At 68.2% G+C, this 21,939-nt stretch carries 22 protein-coding genes; 8 read left to right on the forward strand and 14 right to left on the reverse strand.

The window, feature by feature from the left end; all coding sequences use genetic code 11:
- Positions 1-11: 11 nt before the first annotated feature.
- Positions 12-1,097: a phosphotransferase family protein gene (locus JVH1_RS16665; RefSeq protein WP_009477045.1), complete on the reverse strand. Its 1,086-nt coding sequence runs from the start codon at positions 1,095-1,097 to the stop codon at positions 12-14.
- A gap of 230 nt (positions 1,098-1,327) precedes the next feature.
- On the opposite strand from JVH1_RS16665, the gene JVH1_RS16670 reads away from it, so the two are divergent.
- Positions 1,328-2,641: an MFS transporter gene (locus JVH1_RS16670; RefSeq protein ID WP_009477043.1), complete on the forward strand. Its 1,314-nt coding sequence runs from the start codon at positions 1,328-1,330 to the stop codon at positions 2,639-2,641.
- Positions 2,642-2,689: 48 nt separating this feature from the next.
- Positions 2,690-4,234, forward strand: coding sequence for an acyl-CoA synthetase (locus JVH1_RS16675; protein WP_009477042.1), 1,545 nt, complete (start codon positions 2,690-2,692; stop codon positions 4,232-4,234).
- Positions 4,235-4,238: 4 nt separating this feature from the next.
- Here JVH1_RS16675 and JVH1_RS16680 read toward each other — a convergent pair whose 3' ends face one another.
- The 4 genes from JVH1_RS16680 to JVH1_RS16695 form a co-directional block, all read right to left on the reverse strand.
- Positions 4,239-5,489: an MFS transporter gene (locus JVH1_RS16680; RefSeq protein ID WP_009477041.1), complete on the reverse strand. Its 1,251-nt coding sequence runs from the start codon at positions 5,487-5,489 to the stop codon at positions 4,239-4,241.
- A gap of 222 nt (positions 5,490-5,711) precedes the next feature.
- On the reverse strand, positions 5,712-6,074 hold the full coding sequence (locus tag JVH1_RS16685) for a PH domain-containing protein (protein WP_009477040.1): 363 nt from the start codon (positions 6,072-6,074) through the stop codon (positions 5,712-5,714).
- Positions 6,071-7,072, reverse strand: a complete 1,002-nt coding sequence (locus JVH1_RS16690) for a YihY/virulence factor BrkB family protein (RefSeq protein ID WP_009477039.1) — start codon at positions 7,070-7,072, stop codon at positions 6,071-6,073. The genes JVH1_RS16685 and JVH1_RS16690 overlap by 4 nt, the downstream gene beginning before the upstream one ends.
- 61 nt (positions 7,073-7,133) lie before the next feature.
- A complete protein-coding gene (locus tag JVH1_RS16695; protein ID WP_011596490.1) occupies positions 7,134-7,739 on the reverse strand; it encodes a TetR/AcrR family transcriptional regulator in 606 nt (201 codons plus the stop codon).
- Between the two features lie 109 nt (positions 7,740-7,848).
- On the opposite strand from JVH1_RS16695, the gene JVH1_RS16700 reads away from it, so the two are divergent.
- From JVH1_RS16700 to JVH1_RS16710, 3 genes are read left to right on the forward strand one after another with little or no spacing between them, the layout of a single operon-like run.
- Positions 7,849-8,706: a crotonase/enoyl-CoA hydratase family protein gene (locus JVH1_RS16700; protein WP_009477037.1), complete on the forward strand. Its 858-nt coding sequence runs from the start codon at positions 7,849-7,851 to the stop codon at positions 8,704-8,706.
- On the forward strand, positions 8,703-9,107 hold the full coding sequence (locus JVH1_RS16705) for a nuclear transport factor 2 family protein (RefSeq protein WP_009477036.1): 405 nt from the start codon (positions 8,703-8,705) through the stop codon (positions 9,105-9,107). Before JVH1_RS16700 ends, JVH1_RS16705 begins: the two co-directional genes overlap by 4 nt.
- Before the next feature lie 23 nt (positions 9,108-9,130).
- Positions 9,131-10,108, forward strand: coding sequence for a nitronate monooxygenase family protein (locus JVH1_RS16710; RefSeq protein WP_009477035.1), 978 nt, complete (start codon positions 9,131-9,133; stop codon positions 10,106-10,108).
- Between the two features lie 68 nt (positions 10,109-10,176).
- On the opposite strand, the gene JVH1_RS16715 is transcribed toward JVH1_RS16710, so the two are convergent.
- The 5 genes from JVH1_RS16715 to JVH1_RS16735 all read right to left on the reverse strand — a co-directional run bounded on the left by JVH1_RS16715 (position 10,177) and on the right by JVH1_RS16735 (position 14,915).
- Positions 10,177-11,328 carry an acyl-CoA dehydrogenase family protein gene (locus JVH1_RS16715; RefSeq protein WP_009477034.1) on the reverse strand — a complete coding sequence of 384 codons (1,152 nt, stop codon included), beginning with the start codon at positions 11,326-11,328 and terminating at the stop codon, positions 10,177-10,179.
- 51 nt (positions 11,329-11,379) lie between these two features.
- Positions 11,380-11,994, reverse strand: coding sequence for a TetR/AcrR family transcriptional regulator (locus tag JVH1_RS16720; protein WP_043780469.1), 615 nt, complete (start codon positions 11,992-11,994; stop codon positions 11,380-11,382).
- A gap of 37 nt (positions 11,995-12,031) precedes the next feature.
- Positions 12,032-12,793 carry a 3-hydroxyacyl-CoA dehydrogenase gene (locus tag JVH1_RS16725; protein WP_005264856.1) on the reverse strand — a complete coding sequence of 254 codons (762 nt, stop codon included), beginning with the start codon at positions 12,791-12,793 and terminating at the stop codon, positions 12,032-12,034.
- Positions 12,794-12,833: 40 nt separating this feature from the next.
- The gene (locus JVH1_RS16730; protein ID WP_009477032.1) at positions 12,834-14,027 is read right to left on the reverse strand and encodes a thiolase family protein; all 1,194 of its coding nucleotides are present in this window, start codon (positions 14,025-14,027) and stop codon (positions 12,834-12,836) included.
- 87 nt (positions 14,028-14,114) lie between these two features.
- The gene (locus tag JVH1_RS16735) at positions 14,115-14,915 is read right to left on the reverse strand and encodes a crotonase/enoyl-CoA hydratase family protein (RefSeq protein WP_009477031.1); all 801 of its coding nucleotides are present in this window, start codon (positions 14,913-14,915) and stop codon (positions 14,115-14,117) included.
- Between the two features lie 148 nt (positions 14,916-15,063).
- On the opposite strand from JVH1_RS16735, the gene JVH1_RS16740 reads away from it, so the two are divergent.
- From JVH1_RS16740 to JVH1_RS16750, 3 genes are read left to right on the forward strand one after another with little or no spacing between them, the layout of a single operon-like run.
- Positions 15,064-16,035, forward strand: coding sequence for an NADPH:quinone oxidoreductase family protein (locus JVH1_RS16740; protein ID WP_009477030.1), 972 nt, complete (start codon positions 15,064-15,066; stop codon positions 16,033-16,035).
- A gap of 11 nt (positions 16,036-16,046) precedes the next feature.
- A complete protein-coding gene (locus JVH1_RS16745) occupies positions 16,047-16,829 on the forward strand; it encodes an enoyl-CoA hydratase (RefSeq protein WP_009477029.1) in 783 nt (260 codons plus the stop codon).
- A gap of 10 nt (positions 16,830-16,839) precedes the next feature.
- Complete coding sequence (locus JVH1_RS16750; RefSeq protein WP_009477028.1) at positions 16,840-18,399, forward strand: long-chain-fatty-acid--CoA ligase; 1,560 nt, start codon at positions 16,840-16,842, stop codon at positions 18,397-18,399.
- Here JVH1_RS16750 and JVH1_RS16755 read toward each other — a convergent pair.
- The 4 genes from JVH1_RS16755 to JVH1_RS16770 all read right to left on the reverse strand — a co-directional run bounded on the left by JVH1_RS16755 (position 18,389) and on the right by JVH1_RS16770 (position 21,917).
- Positions 18,389-19,339, reverse strand: a complete 951-nt coding sequence (locus JVH1_RS16755) for an alpha/beta hydrolase (protein ID WP_043780466.1) — start codon at positions 19,337-19,339, stop codon at positions 18,389-18,391. The two genes, JVH1_RS16750 and JVH1_RS16755, sit on opposite strands and share 11 nt — an antisense overlap.
- Before the next feature lie 102 nt (positions 19,340-19,441).
- Positions 19,442-19,885: an SRPBCC family protein gene (locus tag JVH1_RS16760; RefSeq protein WP_009477026.1), complete on the reverse strand. Its 444-nt coding sequence runs from the start codon at positions 19,883-19,885 to the stop codon at positions 19,442-19,444.
- Between the two features lie 2 nt (positions 19,886-19,887).
- Positions 19,888-21,441 carry a succinic semialdehyde dehydrogenase gene (locus tag JVH1_RS16765; RefSeq protein ID WP_009477025.1) on the reverse strand — a complete coding sequence of 518 codons (1,554 nt, stop codon included), beginning with the start codon at positions 21,439-21,441 and terminating at the stop codon, positions 19,888-19,890.
- 80 nt (positions 21,442-21,521) lie between these two features.
- The gene (locus JVH1_RS16770; protein ID WP_007298231.1) at positions 21,522-21,917 is read right to left on the reverse strand and encodes a low affinity iron permease family protein; all 396 of its coding nucleotides are present in this window, start codon (positions 21,915-21,917) and stop codon (positions 21,522-21,524) included.
- Between the last annotated feature and the right edge of the window lie 22 nt (positions 21,918-21,939).

Genomic DNA, 21,939 nt, shown 5'->3' on the forward strand with positions numbered 1-21,939 from the left:
TGGTGCCGCGGTCAGCGGCGGAGTTCGGACACGGGCGACACGGCAGCGAGTCCGAGTGCACGCTGCAACAGCGGGCCGACCATGTCGCCGACGTCGTCGAAACCCCCACCGACGGTGTCGCCCTGCGCGTGCCGGGCGTTGATGCCCTCGAGGATGACGGCGATCTTGAAGTCGGCGAACACCGTGTACCAATCGATGTCGGGGATCTCGATGCCGCGCCGCGTGGCGTAACGGTCGAGAAGTTCGGTACGGGTGGGGAATCCGTCGAGTCGGGCGAGCCCCTTGGTCACCGGGTTGTCGACGGCGCCGGGCTGGTCCCAGAAGCTCAGCATGATCCCGACGTCGGCGAGCGTGTCGCCGAGCGTGGCCATTTCCCAGTCCAGAACGGCGACGATCTTCCCGGCGTCGTCGCGGGACGCGAGCACGTTGTCGAGTTTGACGTCGCCGTGGACGATGCCCGGGAAGTGCGAGGTGGGCAGCGCCCGGCGCAGCTTGTCGAGCAGCACGGACACCTCGGGGCGATCGGTGGTGCGCGAGGCCTCCCACTGCCGGGACCAACGGTCGAGCTGACGGTCGAGGTATCCGCCGGGGCGGCCGAACGAGCCGAGCCCGACCGCGTCGGGGTCGACGCCGTGCAGCGCGGCGAGGGTGTCGGCGAGATCGAGCCCGAGCCGGCGGCGGTCGTCCGGGGTGAGCGCCGACGCCTGCTCGACCGTTCCGACGGGCGTTCCGTCCACCAGTTCCATGAGGTAGAACGCGGCTCCGAGCACGTTCTTGTCCTCGCACAGCAGCACCGCGTCGGGCACCGGGACGGCTGTTCCGGCCAGTCCCCTGATCACGGTGAACTCGCGCTTCATGTCGTGCGCGCTGGGCAGGACGTGCCCGTACGGGGGCCGCCGCAGAACCCATGTCCGGTCGGCGTCGGCGACGCGGTAGGTGGGGTTCGATCGGCCACCGCTGATGAGCGAGACGGCGAGGTCTCCGCGCACACCGCCGTCGAGTGCGCTGTCGAGGTAGTGGGCGAGAGCGGTGAGGTCGACGCCTGCCGAATCCTCCCGGTCCTCGTGGGTGTCCGCTTCGGCGTGGGACGTCGTCATCCGCTGCGTCCTTTCGAGTACTTCAATCTTCAGCCAAACGCTCGTTCGGCAGGTTCTCATCATCAACCGAGTGAACGTCGGAAGTCAATATCTCCGTATGCTGCGACTAAATACCCGGAACTGCCGAGAACGGCCCGCCACCCGAACACCTTGCCAATCGATCGTTCGCTTGGCATGATCCACGAGAAGTGATGCACGTCTCACCCGCCTCCGAAAAGGTCAGGACACCAATGACGGACCAGTTGACCGGGTCTGCTGCCACCACCGAATGGCGGACCGAAGACCGCATCCGAGCGCGCCGCGCCGCGATCGCGGGCGGCGTGGGCACCCTGATCGAGTACTACGACTTCAGCCTGTACGGCTACCTCGCGATCGTGATGGCCCCGCTCTTCTTCCCCAGCAGCGACCCAGCCACCGCGCTGCTGTCCGCACTCGCCGTGTTCGGCACCGCGTACCTCATGCGTCCGCTCGGGGGCATCGTTTTCGGGCACATCGGCGACCGGCTCGGGCGGAAGAAGGCCCTCCTCGCGACGCTCGTCTGCATGGGCCTCGGCAGCATGGCGATGGGATTCCTGCCCACCCACGCGCAAGCGGGGATCTGGGCCACCGTGCTGCTCGTCGTCGTGCGGATGGTCCAGGGATTTTCGGCGGGCGGCGAGGTCGGCAGCTCGGCCACGTTCATCTCCGAATCCGCGCCGCGGCATCTCAAGGCCACCTACGGGGCGTTCACCCCGCTCGGATCCACGATGGGATTCGCGATGGCCGCAGCGGTCGCGGGCACGGTGTCGGCGTTGACCACCGACGCGCAACTCGAGAGCTGGGGATGGCGGGTCCCGTTCCTGCTCGCGTTGCCGCTGACGCTGCTCTGCCTGTGGGCCCGCACCCGGGTCGAGGAAACCCACGGTGAGGACACCGATTCCGGGCCGGTCCAGGCGCCCGTCGTCGCCGTCTTCCGGCGGCAGCCGCTCGCCCTCCTGCAGTCGGTCGGAATCAGTCTGGCGTGCAACGGAACCGCGTACATCGGCCTCACCTACATGAGCATCCATCTCATGAAGAGCCTCGGCTACGAACGCACCCCGGTCTACTGGATCGCGACCGCGGTCATCGGTGTCGTCGCGCTCGCGATGCCGCTCGGGGGCATGCTCGCCGACCGCATCGGGCGGTTGCGGTTCACCGTGATCAGCCTCGCCGGATTCGCGATCATCACCTACCCCGCCATGGCCGTCATGCACCACAGCCTGTGGATCGCCGCGATCGCGTACCTGCTGATCATGGTCAACACCGTCGGAACCCAGGTCGGTTCGTACACGCTGATGCCGCTGCTGTTCGACAAGGACGTCCGCTTCACCGGTGTCGCCATGGGCTGGAACCTCGGCGTCGTCATCGCCGGTGGCACCGCCCCGTTCGTCGCCGTCTGGCTGGTGGAGAAGACCGGAAACGTCCTCTCCCCTGCCGTTTTCGTGATCGTCGCTGCGGTGATCGGACTGATCTCGGTTGCCGGTGTGGCCCGCCGGTCCAAGGTCGCGCAGGAGCAACTCGGCTGACGGCCGGACAATGTCACCCCTCGAGATCCCTCACGAATCGGAGTAACCATGTATCCCGGCGCTCATGCTGCCACCACCCCCGACAAGCCGGCCGTGATCATGGCGGGCACCGGGCAGACGGTCACCTTCGCCGACCTCGAGTCCCGCTCGATCCGGATCGCCCGCCACCTGCACGCCCTCGGTCTGCGCCGCGGAGATCACGTCGCGGTGCTGGCCACGAACACTCCCGCGATCTTCGACATCTATTGGGCGGCAATGCGTTCCGGTCTCTATCTCACGATGGCGAACTGGCACCTCACACCGCCCGAGATCGCCTACATCGTCGAGGATTGCGGTGCCAAGGCGCTGATCGTCGACGCCGCACTCGACGCGGTTGCGCGTGACCTCACCGCCCTCACCCCGGCCACCGAGCACCGGCTCGCGTTCGGGGGAACCATTCCCGGCTACAACTCGCTCGACCGGGCCGCCGCCGCGGAGTCGGACGTCCCGCTCCCCGACCAGCCCCGCGGGGCGGACATGCTGTATTCGTCCGGCACCACCGGCCGCCCGAAGGGCATCAAACCGGAACTGCCCGTACGTCAGATCCACGAACCCGGCGACACGATGACCGGTATGAACGCGACGGTGTGGGGAGTCACGCCGGACACCGTCTACCTCTCACCCGCCCCGCTGTATCACGCGGCACCTCTCCGCACCTGCGCGTCGGTGCAGGCCCTCGGCGGCACCGTCGTCGTGATGGACCGCTTCGACGCCGAGAAGGCGCTCGCGTACATCGAGCAGTACCGCGTCACCTACAGCCAGTGGGTGCCCACGATGTTCGTCCGCATGCTGAAGTTGCCCGCCGAGACCCGGGAGAAGTACGACGTCTCCAGCCTGCGCGTCGCCGTCCACGCCGCGGCCCCGTGCCCGGTGGAGGTGAAGCGGCAGATGATCGAGTGGTGGGGTCCGATCCTGTCGGAGTACTACTCGTCCACCGAACTCAACGGCATGACACTCGTGAATTCGGACGAATGGCTCCGCAAGCCCGGAACCGTCGGCCGCGCCGCGCTCGGCCTCGCCCACATCTGCGGCGACGACGGTGCCGACCTCGCACCGGGCGAGATCGGCACCCTCTACTTCGAGCGGGACACCCTGCCGTTCGAATATCACAACGCCCCCGCGAAGACCCGCGACGCCCAGCACCCACAGCACCCGACGTGGACCACCACCGGCGACGTCGGCTACCTCGACGAGGACGGGTATCTGTTCCTCACCGACCGGAAGTCGTTCATGATCATCTCCGGCGGCGTCAACATCTATCCGCAGGAGATCGAGAACACCCTCACCGAACACCCCGCCGTTCTCGACGTCGCGGTGATCGGGATCCCCGACGAGGAGATGGGTGAATCGGTGCTGGCCGTGGTCCAGACCGTTCCGGGTGTGATCGGGGACGACGCGCTGGCCGGTGAACTCCTCGACCACGTGCGGGGACGGCTCGCCCGGTTCAAGGTACCGCGGAACGTCGTGTTCAGCGACGACCTCCCCCGAACCCCCACCGGGAAACTCGTCAAGGGCACGCTACGGGATCGGTACGCCGCCGGGGTTCACGCCTGAACCGTCAGCCGTCGGCGGCCGGTTCGTGCCGGCGCCGGCGGTCGAGGAGGACCGCGATCGTGAGGACGATCAGTCCGGCGACGCCGAGGAGGGCGCCGACGGCGGCCGGGGCGGTGTAGCCGTATCCGGCCGCGATCACGACGCCTCCGATCCACGCGCCACCCGCATTGGCGAGATTGAACGCGCCGTGGATCAGCGTCGACGCCAGGGTCTTCGCGTCACCCGCCGCGTCCATCAGCCGCGACTGGACGGCCGGGAAGATCGCCGTCACCGCCATCCCGATGAAGAACAGCACGATCAGCGCCGTCACCGGGTTGTGTGCGGCGACGATGAACAGGGCCAGGACGCAGATCAGGGCGATCATGCACCCGAACAGCCCGGGGACCACCGCGTTGTCGGCGATGCGGCCACCCACGACGTTACCGAGGATCATCCCCGAACCGAACAGCATCAACGCCACCGGAACCATCGCGTGCGGCAACCCGGACACGTCGGTGAGCGTCGAACTGATGTACGTGTACACCGCGAACGAACCGCCGAACCCGACCGTCGCGAAGATCAGCGTCATCCACACCTGCACCCGGCTCAGTGCCCCGAGTTCGGCCACCGGGTTGCTCACGTGCACCCCGGCCAGCGGCGGGACCAGACGTGCCAGCGCCACCAGCGTCACGATTCCGATGATCACCACGAGCACGAACGCGGACCGCCAGCCCAGGATCTGGCCGAAGAACGCCGTCGCAGGCACCCCGACCACATTCGCGACCGACAGACCCATCATCACGGTCGCGACCGCTTTGGCACGCTTGCCCGGTTCCGCTAGGTGCGCGGCGACCAACGCTGCGACCCCGAAGTACGCACCGTGGGGCAGCCCGGCGAGGAACCGGGCGGCCAGCAGCGACTCGTACCCGGGGGCGAGGGCGGTAGCGAGATTGCCGACGACGAACGTGGCCATCAACGCGATGAGCAGCGTGCGCCGCTCGACGCGCGCGGCCAGCGCCGCGATCGTGGGCGCCCCGACGACGACGCCGAGCGCGTACGCGGAGACGAAGTGCCCGGCCACCGGCTCCGACACCCCGGTCCCCGCGGCCATCGCGGGCAGCAGGCCCATGGACGCGAATTCCGTTGTGCCGATACCGAACCCGCCGAGGGCAAGCGCCAGCATCGCGCCCCGCCGACTCGGTGACGGAATCCGCGGACGCAGAGACGGACGAGCGGTGACCACAGGTTCGGTGAGGTGAACTGCAGGCGGCGTCATGGCAGCAAGACTCCCGTCGGGCTGATCGTAGGATCGGCGAGCACGTCCAATGGACTCGCCTGAGGATGAACCGGGCCGAGATAGTGGCACACCGGCTCGTACCAGTATGGGCGAGGCTGCAACCGAATTGACAATTCACGCGGGGGTGATTCCACTCACCGGCGCGGTGTGTGGGTGCGTCGCCGTGACCTGGGGCGACCCACCGGAGCAGAGCGACCTACGTCACGTGATGTGTTCGAGGATGACCGTGTGCACGTGGTGGGCCTTGTCCATGCCACGGAAGTCGGCCTCGTACGTGGTGTCGGCGACGTTGACGGCGATGCTGCTGGAGGAGAAGAACTGGCCGGCCCACGACTTGTTGCTGAGGAACGAGACCGAGCGGATGTTCTTGTACGGGATGGACGTGATCGCGGTGCGCTTGCCGACGAAGCTCTTGTCCTGGATGACGACGCGGAGGTTCGTGATCCCGAGGAAGCCGGTACCCGCGCCGATGCAGTCGTACACGGCGATGATCGTCTCGCCGGGAAGGATGCCCTGCTGGACCTGTTTCAGTTGCTCCGACTTATCGAAGATCGGATCGGTCATCGTTCCTCCTTCGACGGCGGCCTGGGCCTGTCCATCTTCGCAGAAACTTCGTCGAACGTGACGTGGATGCCCTCGTGCGGTACCGCGCGTTGCGCCTTCGCCTGGTCGGTGAACGTCCGTTTGTCGCCCTCCACGAGGTCGGCCTTGTCCGTGAAGGGCCCGAGCAGCGCCCGGGGGTGCAGCCGGTCGACGCGGACGACGTTGATCTCCACACACACCACGATCGCCGCGGCGGCGAGGAAGAGGAACGCCAGCAACCCCAGCACGACGGCGAACACCCCGTTCGTCACGGACGCCGTGCTCACCACCTTGCTCACGTAGTACGCCCCGAACGATTGGAGCACCTGCCACACCACGGCTGCTGCGACGGCGCCGGGCGCGACGTCGGCGACGGACAGCGGCCGGGCAGTGGCGAGCCGAAAGGCAAGGATGAAGATCGCCGAGTTGATCGTGATCGCGGCGAGCATGAGAAGCACGGTGAACGATCCGGACAGGTGCGTCGCGGCGCCGACCGCTGCCACCGCGGCCGTGCCGAGGACGGCGAGACCGATCGTGCCGAGCAGCAGCAGACCCCGCAGCCGGCCGCGAATGGGATCGGGCCGCATGTTGCGGGGTACCGACCACGCCGTGTTCATCGCGTTCTGGCTGGCCAGTGCCACCCCGAGGCCGCCGTAGAGGGCGCCGACGAGTCCGATCACCAGGCCGGTCACCCCGCCGCCGATCCGGTGCGGGTCCGCCAGGTCGGCGCCGATGACCGGGAACTGGCTCAGCGCCGAGTCGATGATGTCCTGCTGCAATTCCGGATGCCCCGACAGCACGAACCCGAGCACCGTCGAGAGCAGAAGCAGGAGGGGAAACAGTGAGATGAACCCGTAGTAGGCGATCAACGCCGCGAGGTACACACCCTGGTCGTCGAGGAATTTGTACGTGACGGCGATCGGGAAGCCCATCGCCGGGTACTTCTGCTGGAGAGCGTCGAGCCGTCTGGCGAACTTCATCTCACGCTCCGTTTCCGCGACACCCGCTACCCCGATTCTGCCCGGGCTGCGGCCACGGCGATCAGACGGTCGGTTTCACCATCGCCAGGGCGAGGTCGGCGTAGCGCTCGGCGAGTTCCTCGGGCTTCAGCGGACCGTCGGCGTGCCACCACGTGCACACCGATTGACCCATGTTGATGATGCCGCGGACGGCGTCCCGCGGGAATTCGGTCGCGAAGTCGCCCTCCTCGACACCACGCTCGACGACGTCGCGGAAGAGGTGCTCCTGTTCGTCGCGGAGGGCGACGACGAGCCGGCGGCCGGCGTCGTCGAGGCTGCGTATCTCGGTGGCGCCGACCATTGCGTCCAGTTGCCGGGTGGTGTGGAACATGACCCACGCCCGCATCAGCGCCTGCAACTGGTCGGCGGGGGCGCCACCCGAGCGCAGCAGGGCACCGCGGGTCATCGCGATGGCGTCGTGGAGTGCGCGCACCATGATGTCCTGCAGGATCTCCTGCTTCGACGCGAAGTGGTGGTAGATCGAGGCGACGGTGATGTCGGCGCCGCGGGCGATGTCGCGCATGGACGTGCCGTGATAGCCGCGTTCGTTCATGTTGGCCACCGCGGAGTCGAGGATCACCTGCCGCCCGGTACCCGTTGCCACGGCGGCCACCTTTGCAGCGCACATCCCTCGGTCTCCGTCCCCGATCCGATCGTCACACGACCACTCCAGGGTAGTGGGTCCCGTCACAGAACCCGCTCTAGCGATCGTTCGGTAACAATGTCATGCTGGGGCGGTGGATCACATCGGACTCGCCGTCGCGGACGGCATCGCGACGATCACCCTGAACCGGCCCGACCAGCTCAACGCGTTCACCACCACCATGGAGAACGAGCTGATTGCCGCCTACGACCAACTCGACGCGGACGATTCCGTCCGGGCAATCGTGCTCACCGGAGCCGGACGAGCGTTCTGTGCAGGCGCAGACCTGTCCGCCGGGGCCGCCACGTTCGATCACTGGCAGGACGAGGACGAGGGAGCCGACTCCCGCCGCGACGGTGGCGGTCGCGTGGTGCTCCGGATGTTCGAATCCCGCAAGCCGATCATCGCCGCGATCAACGGACCGGCAGTGGGGGTGGGCATCACGATGACCCTCGCCGCCGACTTCCGCCTCGCCGCCGACGACGCCCGCATCGGATTCGTCTTCAACCGGCGCGGCATCGTCCCCGAATCCTGCTCGACCTGGTTCCTGCCCCGCCTCGTCCCCCTGCAGACGGCGCTCGACTGGGTGTACTCCGGCCGGGTGTTCCCCGCCACAGAAGCGTTCGACGCCGGCCTCGTGTACAAGCTGTACCCCCGCGAGTCCCTGCTCGACGAGGCGTACGCGCTGGCCCGGAGCCTGACCGAGCACTCCGCCCCGGTGTCGGTGGCGCTGTCGCGCCAGATGATGTGGCGGGCGCTCGGCGCCGAGCACCCGATGATCGCGCACCGCGTCGAGACACGCGGCATCAACATCCGCGGCATCGGACCGGACGCGCGCGAAGGCATCTCCGCGTTCCTCGAGAAACGACCGGCCGTGTTCCCCGACAGCGTGCGCGACGACCTGCCGGACGTGTTCGGCGAAGACCTCCCGACCCCGGCGTTCCGCGGATGACCGCCGAACTACCGGCCCGCCCCGGCGTCGTCGACCGCTGGCACCACGTCGTCGACCATCGCGACCTCACCGCCCTCGACGCCCTGATCGCGGACGACGCCGTGTTCTCCTCCCCCGCCGTGTTCACTCCGCAGGAAGGGAAGGCGAAGGTCCTCGCGTACCTCCGCGCCGCCCTGACCGTCTTCGACGGCACCGGTTTCCACTACGTCGAGGAGTGGTACGGCGACCGTTCGGCGGTCCTGGAATTCGCCACCGAACTCGACGGCATCCACGTCAACGGCATCGACCTCGTCCACTGGAACGACCGCGACCAGATCACGTCGTTCAAGGTGATGGTCCGCCCCGTGAAAGGCCTGCAGGCGCTCATCCCGCTGATGGCCGCCCAGCTCTCCCAGTCGTAAACCACTGCATCAAGGAGAAATTCATGAGCCTGCCCCCCATCCTGCAAGACCGGCTTCGCCTGCCCGTGGTCGCGTCGCCGATGTTCATCGTCTCGGGTCCCGACCTGGTTATCGCCCAGTCGATTTCGGGCATCGTCGGATCGTTCCCGTCGCTCAACGCCCGCCCGCAGCCGGTGTTGCGTGAATGGCTCACCCGCATCACCGAAGAGCTCGCCAAGCACGACGCCAACAACCCGGAGACACCGTCCGCGCCGTACGCGGTCAACCTGATCGTCCACAAGAGCAACGACCGCCTCGACGAGGACCTCGCGACCATCGTCGAGTTCGAGGTCCCGATCGTCATCACGTCCCTCGGCGCCCGCGCCGACGTCAACGAGGCCATCCACAGCTACGGCGGCATCGTCCTCCACGACGTCATCAACAACAAGTTTGCGAAGAAGGCCGTGGAGAAGGGCGCCGACGGCCTCATCGCCGTCGCGGCCGGCGCGGGCGGACACGCGGGCACCCTGTCGCCGTTCGCGTTGATCCAGGAGATCCGCGAATGGTTCGACGGGCCGCTCCTGCTGTCGGGCTCCATCGCTCACGGCCGCTCGGTCCTCGCCGCGCAGGCCGCAGGCGCCGACCTCGCCTACGTCGGCTCCGCGTTCATCGCGACCGAGGAGGCGAACGCGGACCAGGGCTACAAGCAGATGATCGTCGACTCCACCGCGTCCGACATCGTCTACTCCAACCTGTTCACCGGGGTGCACGGCAACTACCTGCGCGGCAGCATCGAGGCCGCCGGACTCGACCCGAACAACCTCGCCGTGTCGGACCCGTCCGCCATGGACTTCGGTGTCGGCGAGGAGGCGGACACCGCCGCGAAGTCGGAAGCCAAGCCCTGGCGCGACATCTGGGGCGCCGGACAGGGCATCGGCGCCGTCGACGCCGTCGTCCCGGCCGCGGAGATCGTCGAACGCCTCACCCGCGAGTACGCCGACGCGAAAGCCCGCCTGCTCTAGGCGCTTCGCGCCCGTGCGCGGTTAAGGAGTCCAGGGACTCGTCAACCACGCACGGGCGGCGGAGCCGCCTACCGTGCCGCGATATCGCGGCCGATGATTTCCTTCATGATCTCGGTGGTGCCGCCGTAGATCGTCTGGATCCGGCTGTCGACGTACGCGCGGCCGATGGGGTACTCCATCATGTAGCCGTAGCCGCCGTGCAACTGGACGCAGCGGTCGACGACACGCTTCTGCAGTTCACTGGCCCACCACTTGCCCTTCGACGCGTCGACGGCGGTGAGTTCGTCTGCGTTCAAGGCGAGTACGCACCGGTCGATGTGCGATTCGGTCACCTCGATCTCGGTGAGCATCTCCGCCAGCGCGAACCGGGTGTTCTGCAGATCGCCGATCGGCTTGCCGAACGCCTTGCGCTCGAACACGTAGTCCCTCGTCCACTGGTAGGCGGCCTTCGCGGCGGCGATCGCGTTGACCGCGATCGAAATACGTTCGAGTGGAAGGTTTTCCATGAGGTGGACGAAGCCGCGACCCTCGGTGCCGAGCAGATTGCTCGCGGGCACCCGCACGTCCTCGAACACGAGCTCGGCCGTGTCCTGACCGGCCAGTCCGACCTTGTGCAGCTTGCGGCCACGGCTGAAACCGGGCATACCCCGCTCCACGACGAGCAGGGAGAAGCCCTTGGAACCGGCGCCCGGGTCGGTGCGCGCGACGACGATGACGAGGTCGGAGTGAATGCCGTTGGTGATGAACGTCTTCTGACCGTTGATCACCCACTCGTCGCCGTCCCGCACCGCGGTGGTCTTCACGCCCTGCAGGTCGCTGCCCGCACCGGGCTCGGTCATCGCGATTGCGCCGATCAGCTCGCCCGCGGCCATGCCGGGCAGCCACCGCTGCTTCTGCTCCTCGGTGCCGAGGTTCACGATGTACGGGATGGCGATGTCGTCCTGGAGGGACAGTCCCGAACCGAACGACGTCGTCGCGGTGCGGGCGATCTCCTCGGCGACGACGTACCGGAACCGGTAATCGGTGACGCCCGAGCCACCGAACTCCTCGGGCACCCCGAGTCCGACGATCCCGGACTTGCCTGCCGCCAGCCACGCCGAGCGGTCGATGAGCCGCTCGGATTCCCACCGTTCGTAGTTCGGCTCGATCTCGCGGGCGAGGAATTCGCGCACGGTCTCCCGGTACGCTTCGTGATCCTTGTCGAAAAGGGTGCGCTGCATGGTCTCTCCTTGTCGCCGGGACGAGTTCGGCTCGGTGGACCCGGCGCGATGTCAGTGGGCGGGTAGATACCCGACGGTGTGTAGGGCGATGTCGACGTAGCGGTCTGCGACCTGCTCGGGGGTCAGTGCCCCGCCCGGCTGGTACCAGCGCGGAATGGACTGGCACATCCCGAGAAGGGCGCGCACGGTCTCGGGGACGTCCCCGCTGTGGAACACGTCGCGGGCGACGCAATCGGCGACGAGGTCGACCAACATCAGTTCGAGCCGCTTGCGGGACGCGGCGTAGCGGCTGCGGCTGTCGGCCGAGACGTGCCGCAACTCGGTGTCGAGGGAGACGTGCCGCACCCGGTACGTCATGTACAGGACGATCGCCTCGACGACGTTGGAGAATTGCGCCACCACGTCGTCACCGGCCTCGCGGGCGGCTGCCTCGGCGCGGTCGTTCAATTCGCGCATTTGCAGTTCGAACAGGGCCACGAGAACGGCTTCCTTGCTCTCGTGGTGGTAGTAGAGGGCGGGGACGGTCACCCCGACACGACGGGCGATCTGCCGCACCGTCGTGCCGTGGTAACCGTTCTCGTTGAACAGATCCAATGCCTGCTCGAGGATGGGCGTCAGCGGCAGGGCCTCGAACGTCCGCCAGTCGGCGTACAGCGGCTCCGTCATGGTCGGCCCGTCCTCGCGCAGAGTCACAGGTCGCCGATCAGCGCGGTGCCATGCGGATGGCGCCGTCGAGACGGATGGTCTCGCCGTTGAGCATCGGGTTGCTGACGATGTGCGCGGCGAGCGCGCCGTACTCGGACGGGTCGCCGAGACGCGAGGGGTGCGGAACCTGACCGCCGAGCGACTGCTGCGCGGCCTCCGGCAGGGAGCCGAGCAGCGGCGTCTTGAACAGGCCGGGCGCGATCGTGTTGACGCGGATCAGCAGCGACGCGAGGTCGCGGGCGATCGGCAGGGTCATGCCGACGACGCCGCCCTTGGATGCGGAGTACGCGGCCTGACCGATCTGGCCCTCGTATGCGGCGACGGAGGCGGTGTTGATGATGACGCCGCGCTCGCCGTCGATCGGCTCGTTCTTCGAGATGCGCTCGGCGGCAAGGCGGATCACGTTGAACGTGCCGATCAGGTTGACGGTGACGATCTTGGTGAAGTCGGCCAGGGGGAACGCGCCGTTCTTGCTCACGGTCTTGATGGCGTTGCCGATGCCGGCGCAGTTCACGGCGACACGCAGCGGTCCGAGCGATTCCGCGACATCGAGTGCGGCGGACACGTCGGCCTCGCTGGTGACGTCGCCGGCAGCGAAGCGCACGCGGTCGCCGAGTTCCTTGGCGACGGTCTCACCGTTGGACGAGGGCAGGTCGATGATGACGACGCTGGCGCCGTCGGCGAGCAGGGCCTTGGTGGTGGCCAGGCCGAGGCCCGAGGCACCGCCGGTGACGAGTGCGACGCTGTCGTTGACGATCATGTCTATACCTTTCGGAAGCAGGGTTTTTCGGGGAGGTGGGTCAGATGCGTTCGATGATGGTGGCGTTGGCCATGCCCGCGCCCTCGCACATGGTCTGCAGGCCGTAGCGTCCGCCGGTGGCCTCGAGGTTGTTGACGAGGGTGCTGAGCAGGCGGGTGCCCGACGAGCCGAGGGCGTGTCCGAGCGCGATGGCGCCGCCCCACGGGTTGAGCTTGGCCGGGTCGGCCCCGAACTCGTGCGCCCACGCCAGCGGCACCGGCGCGAACGCCTCGTTGACCTCGTAGGCGTCGATGTCGTCGATGCTCAGCCCCGACTTCGCGAGGATCTTCTTGGTCGCCGGGATCGGCGCGGTGAGCATGAAGACCGGATCGTCACCGGCAACGGCGAACGAGTGGAACCGGGCCCGCGGGGTCAGCCCCAGCTTCGACGCCATCTCCTCGCTCATGATCAGCGCCGCGGACGCGCCGTCGGTCAGCGGCGACGAGTTACCGGGCGTGATGTGCCACTGCGCCTCGGGGAACCGGGCCGCGTACTTCGCGGAGTAGAACGACGACTTCAGCCCGGACAGACCCTCGGCGGTGGTGGAGGCGCGCACGGTCTCGTCGGCGGTATGCGTCACCGTCTCACCGGCGGCGTTGGTCACCGAGATCGGGACGATCTCCTTGTCGAACAGGCCCTTCGACAGGGCGTCGGCGGCACGCTGATGCGACTGCGCGGAGAATGCGTCGAGGGTGTCGCGGTCGAACTTCCACTTGGCGGCGATCAGTTCGGCGGAGATGCCCTGGTTGACGAGTCCCTCGGGGTAGCGGGCGGCGATACCCGGGCCGGACGCGTCCTGACCGATGGTCGTCGTGCCCATCGGAACGCGGGACATCGACTCCACACCGCAGGCGATCACGATGTCGTAGGCGCCGGCGATCACGCCCTGCGCGGCGAAGTGCGCCGCCTGCTGGCTCGAGCCGCACTGGCGGTCGACGGTGGTGGCCGGAACCGAATCCGGGAATCCCGCCGACAGCACCGCGGTCCGGGAGATGTTGAGGGCCTGCTCGCCTGCCTGCCCGACGCAGCCGCCGATGACGTCGTCGACCTGTGCGGGGTCGATGCCGTTGCGTTCGACGATGGTGCGCAGCACGTGCGCGAGCAGTTCCACCGGGTGGGTGCCCGACAGCGCACCGCCGGGTTTGCCCTTACCGGAGGCGAGGCGGACGACGTCCACGATGACAGCGTTGGTCATGATGTTCCCTTTCGAGGAGGAGAAAGTGTGCGGCTGCGCCGCCTGTGAGTACTTATTAACCGCGGGGCGTTAACAAGTACTCACGGGTCAGCGGCCCTGCCAGACCGGCTGGCGCTTCTCGGCGAACGCCGTCGGGCCTTCCTTGGCGTCGGCGCTGGTGAAGATGGTGGCGATGGCGGCGTTGTTCGCCTCCCACGCCCGGTCGCCCCAGTCGGGTTCAGTTGCGGTGCGGTGGATCATGGCCTTCGATTCGCGCACCGACAGCGGTGCGTTCGCAGCGATCTGCTCGGCGAGTTCGAGCGCGACGTCGAGGGCGGTGCCTGCCGGGGCGACACGGTTGACCAGGCCCAGTTCCTTGCCCTGCGCCGCGGTGATCGGTTCGCCGGTGAGTGCGATCTCCAGCGCGACCTTCTTCGGGATCTGCTGCTGCAGGCGGATCACGCCGCCGGCGGCGGCGAACAGTCCACGCTTGACCTCGGGAAGCCCGAGCTTCGCCTCCTCATCGACGACCGCGAGGTCACTGGCGAGGACCAGTTCGGTGCCGCCGCCGAGGGCGAAGCCGTTGACCGCGGCGATGGTCGGCTTGCTGATCCAGTGTTGCGCGTATCCGGCGAAGCCCCATTCGGGGTGCCCCTCCGCAGCGATGTTCCCGCCCGTGGAGAGGGCCTTGAGGTCGGCGCCGGCGCAGAACGCGCGGCCGGCCCCGGTCACGACGACCACCCGCACCTCGGGGTCGTTCTCGGCCTGCTCGAGCAGACTGCCCACTGCGGTCGACAACGCGCCGTTCACCGCATTGAGCGCCTTGGGGCGGTTCAGCGTGATGATGCCGATGCCTCCGCGCCGCTCCCACAGTGCGGCTGCCTCCGTCGTCTCCGTCTGTTCTGGCACGTCTCGTCCTCCGCCTCGGCATGATTACTGATCGCTCGTTAAAGTTAGTACCACGGCGTCATCGGCAGGGTCAATGGTCGAATTTATCTAGCGCCCGTTCAGTTGCGTCTGGTATGGATAGTCAGGGACCGACGGAGGAGATCACCACGTGTATGCCCAGCAATTGACCACCGCTTCCGGCCCTGCCGGAGTCCAGCTCGTCGAGATCGACGAACCCGACGGAACCGGCCGCGTCGTCGTGGATCTGCACGCCGCCGGAGTGTCGTTTCCCGACCTTCTGCAGACCACGGGCAGCTACCAGCTCGTCCGGGAACTGCCGTTCGTGCTCGGTGTCGAGGCCGCGGGCGTGGTCCGCAGCGCACCCACGGACAGCGGCATCCGTGCCGGGCAGCGGGTGGCCGTCCTCGCGTCGGACGGAGCGTGGCAGCAGACCGTCGCGGTGGAGCCGGACTCGGTGTTCCCCCTGCCCGATTCGGTGTCGCTCGAGGCCGGGGCGGGCTTCCTGATGAACTACCTCACCGTGCACTTCGCTCTCGACGAGCGCGCCCGCTACCGCTCCGGAGAGACCGTGCTGGTGCACGGCGCCGCAGGCGGTGTCGGGGTCGCGGCCCTGCAGGTCGCGGCCGCGCTGGGGCTCGAGACGATCGCCGTGGTCAGCACCGAGGAGAAGGCCGGCATCGCGAAGGCCAACCGCGCCGATCACGTCGTTCTCCTGGACGGCTGGAAGGACCGGGTCCGCGACCTCACCGGAGGCCGCGGAGTCGACATCATTCTCGACCCGGTCGGCGGCGACCGTTTCACCGACAGCCTGCGCAGCCTCGCGCCCAACGGGCGACTGGTTGTCCTCGGCTTCACCGGCGGCGAGATTCCCACCGTCAAGGTCAATCGGCTTCTGCTGCGTAACATCTCCGTTCTCGGGGCCGGCTGGGGCGAGTACGTGCGCACCAACCCCGGCTACACGGGCAGGCAGTGGGCGACCCTGGGCCCGCTCCTCGAATCCGGTGCGCTGCAGATCGCCGAGCCCACCACCTACTCGTTCGAACACGCCGGCGACGCACTGCGGACGCTCGAAACCCGCTCCGCCACCGGCAAGATCGCCCTCTCCGTCCGCCCTTCCTGACAAGGATCCCCATGAGCTCCGACATTCCCGGCGTGGACACGACCGTCGACGACGGCGTCCTCCGCATCACCCTCGACCGTCCTTCCCGCATGAACGCCGTGACCACCGAAACCCTCGATGCCGTCGCCGACGCATTCGACAAGTACGCGGGCGACGCGGAGGTGCGGGCAGCTGTCCTCACCGGCGCCGGTCGTGCGTTCTGCACGGGTGCAGACCTGGGGGGCGAGAACGTCTCCGGCCCGCCGTCGTCCGCGACGATCGACGCCGCGAACCGCACGGCGGCCACGATTCGCGCGTTCCCCCGGCCGGTGATCGGTGCGGTCAACGGTCCCGCCGCCGGCGTCGGGGTGTCACTCGCCCTGGCCTGCGACCTCACGATCGCCACCGCGTCGAGTTATTTCCTGCTCGCGTTCACGAAGGTCGGCCTGATGCCGGACGGTGGTGCCACCGCACTCGTCGCCGCGTCGGTCGGTCGCGCCCGCGCATTGAAGATGGCGCTGCTGGCCGAACGACTGCCCGCACCTGAGGCTCTCGCGGCCGGGTTGATCGCCGACGTGGTCCCCGACGACGAGTTCGCCGCGACCGTCGACGCCCTCGCGCGACGTCTCGCCGACGGACCGTCGGAGGCGTTCCACTTCACCAAGGACGCGGTCAACGACGCCACCCTCACCGAACTCGACAACGCGTTCGCCCGCGAGCGCACGGGTCAGCTCGACCTCCTCGCCGCCCCCGATTACCAGGAAGGTGTCGCGGCGTTCCTGGAGAAGCGACCCGCAGTGTTCGGCCACGGCTGACGGCATCACGATGACAGCGACGTCGAACGCTCAGCCCTTCGCCTCCCGGCGCACGCACTGGGCCAATCATGTTGCCCGGCATGCGTTCGCGAAACCCGATGCGGTGGCGCTCCGGTTCCGGGGCACCTCGACCACCTGGCGGGAGCTCGAGAACCGCAGTGCGCGGACGGCGGCGGTCCTCGCCGCCCACGGTGTCGGCCGCGGTGACCGCGTCGTGCTGCTGCTGACCAACCGCCCCGAGTTCCTCGAGGTGATGCTGGCCGCGACTCGCCTGGGTGCGATCGCGGTTCCGGTGAACTTCCGGCTCAGTCCCGGCGAGGTGCGGTTCATCGTCGCCGACAGCGACGCCACCGTCGTGGTCGTGGAGGATTCACTCACCGGTCTCGCCGCGGAGGTCGACGAGAGCGTGCCGGTTCTCGTGGTCGGCGACGCCCCCGACGACGTCTCGCTCGAGACGCAGTTGCGCGCAGCCGATCCCGACGTCCCGATCGTGGACGTGGCGGAAGACTCCCCCGCCGCCATCATGTACACGTCCGGCACCACCGGTCGTCCGAAGGGCGCGGTGCTGTCGCACCTCAATCTGCAGGCACAGGCGCTGACTTTGATCCGCGGATGGCGACTGTTCGACACCGAGTCCGAGGTCAACCTGGTCTCGTCCCCGCTGTTCCACATCGCCGCCCTCGGCAGCGTGGGGCCGTTCCTGCTGATCGGCGCCACGATCGTGATCCACCCGACCGGTGCGTTCGATGCGGCCGAGCTACTCGACGCGCTCGCGCGCGAGCGGGTGACCAGTGTGTTCATGGTGCCCACCCAGTGGCAGGCCATCCTCGACGACGCCGGCCCCGACGGCCGGGATCTCGCCCTGCGGGTGCTGGGCTGGGGAGCCGCGCCGGCCACCCCGACACTCCTCGACCGCCTGTACGCCGCCTTCCCGGGCGCCGCGATCGTCGCCTTCTTCGGGCAGACCGAGATGTCTCCGGTGACGTGCATGCTCGACGGCAAGGACGCCGTGCGCAAGATCGGGTCGGTCGGGAAACCGATCGACACCGTGGCGATGCGCGTGGTCGACGAGGCGATGAACGACGTGGCGCAGGGCGAGATCGGTGAGATCGTCTACCGCGGCCCAGGACTCATGGAGGGGTACTGGCGGAACCCCGCGGCGACCGCGGACGCGTTCGACGGCGGCTGGTTCCACTCCGGCGACCTCGTGCGGGTGGACTCGGACGGGTTCGTGTACGTGGTGGACCGCAAGAAGGACATGATCATCTCGGGTGGGGAGAACATCTACTGCGCCGAGGTCGAGAATGCCCTTGCCGCCCACCCGGACATCGTGGATGTCGCCGTGATCGGGCGGGCCGACGAGCGGTGGGGTGAGGTTCCCGTCGCGGTCGTCGTCCCGCGGGCCGGGGCGGCGCTCGAGGTCGACGCCCTCGCGGACTGGCTCGACGGCCGGGTCGCCCGCTACAAGCGGCCCAAATTCGTCGAGGTCCTCCCCCAACTGCCCCGCAACGCCAGCGGGAAGGTCGTCAAAGGTGTTCTGCGGGAACAGTTCGGCACGGTCAGCGGCTAGCCGGGGGACGGAGGTGGCGGACGAGGAAGTCGGTCTCGTCCACGACCACCCGCTCGAAGAGCTCGCCGAAGTAAGGGTCGAAATGACCGCCCGGGTACACGTGCACCTCGGCGCCCGGGGTCTTGGCCGCGGCCTTCTGCGCGCTGCGGGTGAACGTGACTACGTCGTGGTCCGCGATGGCGAAGAAGACGGGGCAGGCGATCTTCGCGACCGTTTTCGTCGGCCGGTACAGCGCTGCCTGCAACGCCACCCGCCCCGGTGTCTCGTTGCGCCATGTCGAACCGGGCGGATCCATCCCGTGATATCCCGCCTCCGCGTCGGGTGTGGTCATGGCCGCGAACGAGCCCGGCGGCCCGACGACGGGAAACATGTACGGCGGCCGGTGCCGCAGCTGGGCGTACCGGTCCCGCAGGTAGGCGACCGCCATGCGGCCGAGGCCGACCACACCCAGTCGCGGAAGGTTCGTCAGACCGTCGACGTACGGAACCTGCGACACGACCGCGGCCACCCGCCGGTCCCGCGCCGCCGCCGTCAGGACGAGCCCGCCGGACAGTGACGTACCCCAGAGCGCGACCCGGCTGGGGTCGATGTCCGGGCGGCTGCGCACGAACGCGACGGCGCTGTCCCAGTCGTCGAGTTGGCTGTCGATGTCGAGCAGTTGGCGGGGTTCGCCCTCGCTGGCACCGAAATAGCGGTAGTCGAACACCAGCGCCGTGACTCCCGCGGCCGCGAACCGTTCCGCGAACGCGTCGAGCCTCTGTTCGCGCACCCCGCTCCAACCGTGCGCGAGCACGACACAGGGTGCTGCCGTAGGGGTTTCGGATTGGCGCCGGTACAGCCAGGCCGCGCAGCGCTGTCCCCGCGAGGAGAACCACACGTCCTCACGGCGGACGTCAGGGCACGACCGACCAGCTTCGACGGGTGTCGGCCGAGGATTCATGGGAGGCGCCTCCGAGAGGTGTGGACAGCGTCCAGTCTCGGGCCCTGCGCGCGGCGGCGACATCCACCCTAGGGTGAAGAATCGGCACCCTAGGGTGGAAAATCAGCTCTCGAGGGCGACTTTCATGCGCTCGAGGGTCTGCCGCATCCCGTCCTGCATCAGCTGGTCGCGGTTGCTGCCCAGCACCTTCGACTTCTGCACCAGCCGTACCCACCATACGGGCGTCGCGTAGATCTCCCGGGTCTCGGTGACGAGTGTGCCTGCGCCGGAGGGTTCGAGGTGATACGTCCAGCGCGCCTTCGGCTCGTCCGCTTCGAACGAGAACTTCTGGCCCGGAACGCTATCCACGACGGTGCAGTGTGTCTTCCACCGCACCGGCCCGTGCCGGTTGGCGCCGACGAACCGCGCACCCACGGTCACCGGGGTGCCGGACGTCCAGCGCGCCCCGGTGTTCTCGGGGCTGAACCGGCCCATGCCCTCCACGTCGGTCACCACGTCCCACACCTTGCCGGGCGGGACGTCGATCAGGATGCTCGCGCTGTCCACGTCTAGCGGCCCGGAATCCACTGCAGCGCCTTCACGAAAGGCGGCATGATCTTGGCCCACACCTTCGGCGACAGTCCGCGCGGACCACCGAGGTTGAGGATGCGGGTGGTGGCGATGGTCTGCGGTTCGGTGTACTTGATGAGCCCGTCGTCGCCGTGGCGGCGACCGACACCGGACACTCCCATGCCGCCCATCGGCGCACCGGTGCTGCCCCATGCCGGGGCGTAACCCTCGTCGACGTTGACGGTTCCGGCGTGGATCCGTGCGGCGATGGCCTCGCCCTCCGCCTTGGTTCCCGCCCACACGCTGGCGTTCAGGCCGTACTCGGTGTCGTTGGCGCGTTCGATCGCCTCGTCCACGTCGGTGACGGGGTAGATGGAGACCAGCGGTCCGAACGTCTCGTCGCGGTAGCACTCGGCGTCCTCGGGAACACCGGTCAGGACGGTCGGCTCGTAGAACAGGGGGCCGAGGTCGGGGCGCGCCTTGCCGCCGGCGACCACGGTGGCGCCCTTGACGACGGCGTCGTCGACGTGGCTGGACACGGCCTTGACCTGGGCCTCGGACACGAGGCTGCCCATTTCGATGCCGAAGTCGTAGCCGGCGCCGAGCTTCATGTTGCGGACGCGTTCCCCGAACATCCGGGTGAACTCGGGTGCGATGGACTCCTCGACGTAGATCCGCTCGATCGAGATGCACAGCTGCCCGGAGTTGGAGTAACAGGCGCGGACGGCGGCGTCGGTGACCTCACGGAGGTTCGCGCCTGCGGTGACGATCATCGGGTTCTTGCCGCCGAGTTCGGCGGAGAAGCCGATGAGACGGCGACCGGCCTGCTCGGCGAGGAGCTGACCCGTGGCCGAGGACCCGGTGAACATCAGGTACTCGGTGTTCTCGACGAGGGCGGTGCCGACCACCGAGCCCGGTCCGGGGACGACGGCGAACAGGTCGCGCGGCAGCCCCGCCTGGTACAGCAGGTCGACGCAGGCCAGCGCGCAGTACGGGGTCTGGCTGTCGGGCTTGAGGACGACGGCGTTGCCGGCGAGGAGCGCGGCGACGGCGTCGGACACCGCGAGGGTCATGGGGTAGTTCCACGGTGAGATGACGCCGACGACGCCCTTCGGCTGGTACCGCACGACCGTCTTGGTGAGACCGGGCAGCATGCCGGAGATGCGGCGGGGACGCAGCAGCTTGGGGGCGACGCGCGCGTAGTGGCGGGCGGTCATCGAGATGTCGAGGACCTCCTCCTGCGCGGCGGCGCGGGACTTGCCCGTCTCGGCCTGAGCCATGTCCATCAGGGCGTCGCGGTTCTCGAGCACCAGGTCGCGGTACCGGTGGAAGATCGCGGCTCGCTCGGTGACGGGACGCTTGGCCCATTCCTTCTGCGCCACCCGGGCGCGTGCGATCGCGTCCTTTGCGTCCTGAGCGGTACCGACCGGGACGGTGGCCAGTTCCTTACCCGTGAACGCCTCGACGACGGACCGCGTCGGGCGATCCGCCGCATCCGGGATGGCGATGAGGTCGGCGAGCCGCGCGAACGTGGCGGCGGATGGAACAGGCATTTCGTACCCCTACTGGTTAGTAGTTTTTGCGGTTACACATAACTTACCTGCTTGGTGTGCCAAGTCACAGGGGCGGGTGGCTAGTGCCGGTCTTCGAGCCCGACGGCCTCCCGCAACTTCTCCTCTGCCTTCCTCAGCTCGGGGTTGTCCTGGGCGGAGGAATCGAGCAGGGCGGCGAGCGCCTCGGCGATGACGTTCAGTTTCTCCTGCAGAGCCTCCGTGGCGCGGCGGCTGGCATTCTCGAGCAGGACCACGAGGAGCAACGTGAAGACGGCGCCGACGGTGTGGATGGCGATCTGCCACTCGTGAAGGTCCTTCCAGAGCGGAATGCTGACGACCCACAGCGCGACCACTCCGGCGCAGATCCCGAAGAACGGCGCCTGGCTGACCCGGAGTTCGATCTGCTCCACGAACCTGTCGAACGCCGAACGCTGATCGGTGGGCTGCTGACGTGCAGCCTTCGCGTTGCGCACCATCTTCGGAGTCTAGGCGCAGCCA

This window comes from Rhodococcus sp. JVH1 (assembly GCF_000280725.2).
Lineage (GTDB): Bacteria > Actinomycetota > Actinomycetes > Mycobacteriales > Mycobacteriaceae > Rhodococcus_F > Rhodococcus_F jostii_A.

Bases quoted from the DNA above. Each gene is read 5' to 3' on its own strand.
- JVH1_RS16765 (WP_009477025.1), bottom strand. From the start codon at position 21,441: ATGCCTGTTCCATCCGCCGCCACGTTCGCGCGGCTCGCCGACCTCATC.
- JVH1_RS16695 (WP_011596490.1), bottom strand. From the start codon at position 7,739: ATGTGCGCTGCAAAGGTGGCCGCCGTGGCAACGGGTACCGGGCGGCAG.
- JVH1_RS16750 (WP_009477028.1), top strand. From the start codon at position 16,840: ATGACAGCGACGTCGAACGCTCAGCCCTTCGCCTCCCGGCGCACGCAC.
- JVH1_RS16680 (WP_009477041.1), bottom strand. From the start codon at position 5,489: ATGACGCCGCCTGCAGTTCACCTCACCGAACCTGTGGTCACCGCTCGT.
- JVH1_RS16675 (WP_009477042.1), top strand. From the start codon at position 2,690: ATGTATCCCGGCGCTCATGCTGCCACCACCCCCGACAAGCCGGCCGTG.
- JVH1_RS16725 (WP_005264856.1), bottom strand. From the start codon at position 12,793: ATGATCGTCAACGACAGCGTCGCACTCGTCACCGGCGGTGCCTCGGGC.
- JVH1_RS16690 (WP_009477039.1), bottom strand. From the start codon at position 7,072: ATGAAGTTCGCCAGACGGCTCGACGCTCTCCAGCAGAAGTACCCGGCG.
- JVH1_RS16710 (WP_009477035.1), top strand. From the start codon at position 9,131: ATGAGCCTGCCCCCCATCCTGCAAGACCGGCTTCGCCTGCCCGTGGTC.
- JVH1_RS16720 (WP_043780469.1), bottom strand. From the start codon at position 11,994: ATGACGGAGCCGCTGTACGCCGACTGGCGGACGTTCGAGGCCCTGCCG.
- JVH1_RS16755 (WP_043780466.1), bottom strand. From the start codon at position 19,339: ATGAATCCTCGGCCGACACCCGTCGAAGCTGGTCGGTCGTGCCCTGAC.
- JVH1_RS16705 (WP_009477036.1), top strand. From the start codon at position 8,703: ATGACCGCCGAACTACCGGCCCGCCCCGGCGTCGTCGACCGCTGGCAC.
- JVH1_RS16715 (WP_009477034.1), bottom strand. From the start codon at position 11,328: ATGCAGCGCACCCTTTTCGACAAGGATCACGAAGCGTACCGGGAGACC.
- JVH1_RS16730 (WP_009477032.1), bottom strand. From the start codon at position 14,027: ATGACCAACGCTGTCATCGTGGACGTCGTCCGCCTCGCCTCCGGTAAG.
- JVH1_RS16745 (WP_009477029.1), top strand. From the start codon at position 16,047: ATGAGCTCCGACATTCCCGGCGTGGACACGACCGTCGACGACGGCGTC.
- JVH1_RS16685 (WP_009477040.1), bottom strand. From the start codon at position 6,074: ATGACCGATCCGATCTTCGATAAGTCGGAGCAACTGAAACAGGTCCAG.
- JVH1_RS16665 (WP_009477045.1), bottom strand. From the start codon at position 1,097: ATGACGACGTCCCACGCCGAAGCGGACACCCACGAGGACCGGGAGGAT.
- JVH1_RS16670 (WP_009477043.1), top strand. From the start codon at position 1,328: ATGACGGACCAGTTGACCGGGTCTGCTGCCACCACCGAATGGCGGACC.
- JVH1_RS16770 (WP_007298231.1), bottom strand. From the start codon at position 21,917: ATGGTGCGCAACGCGAAGGCTGCACGTCAGCAGCCCACCGATCAGCGT.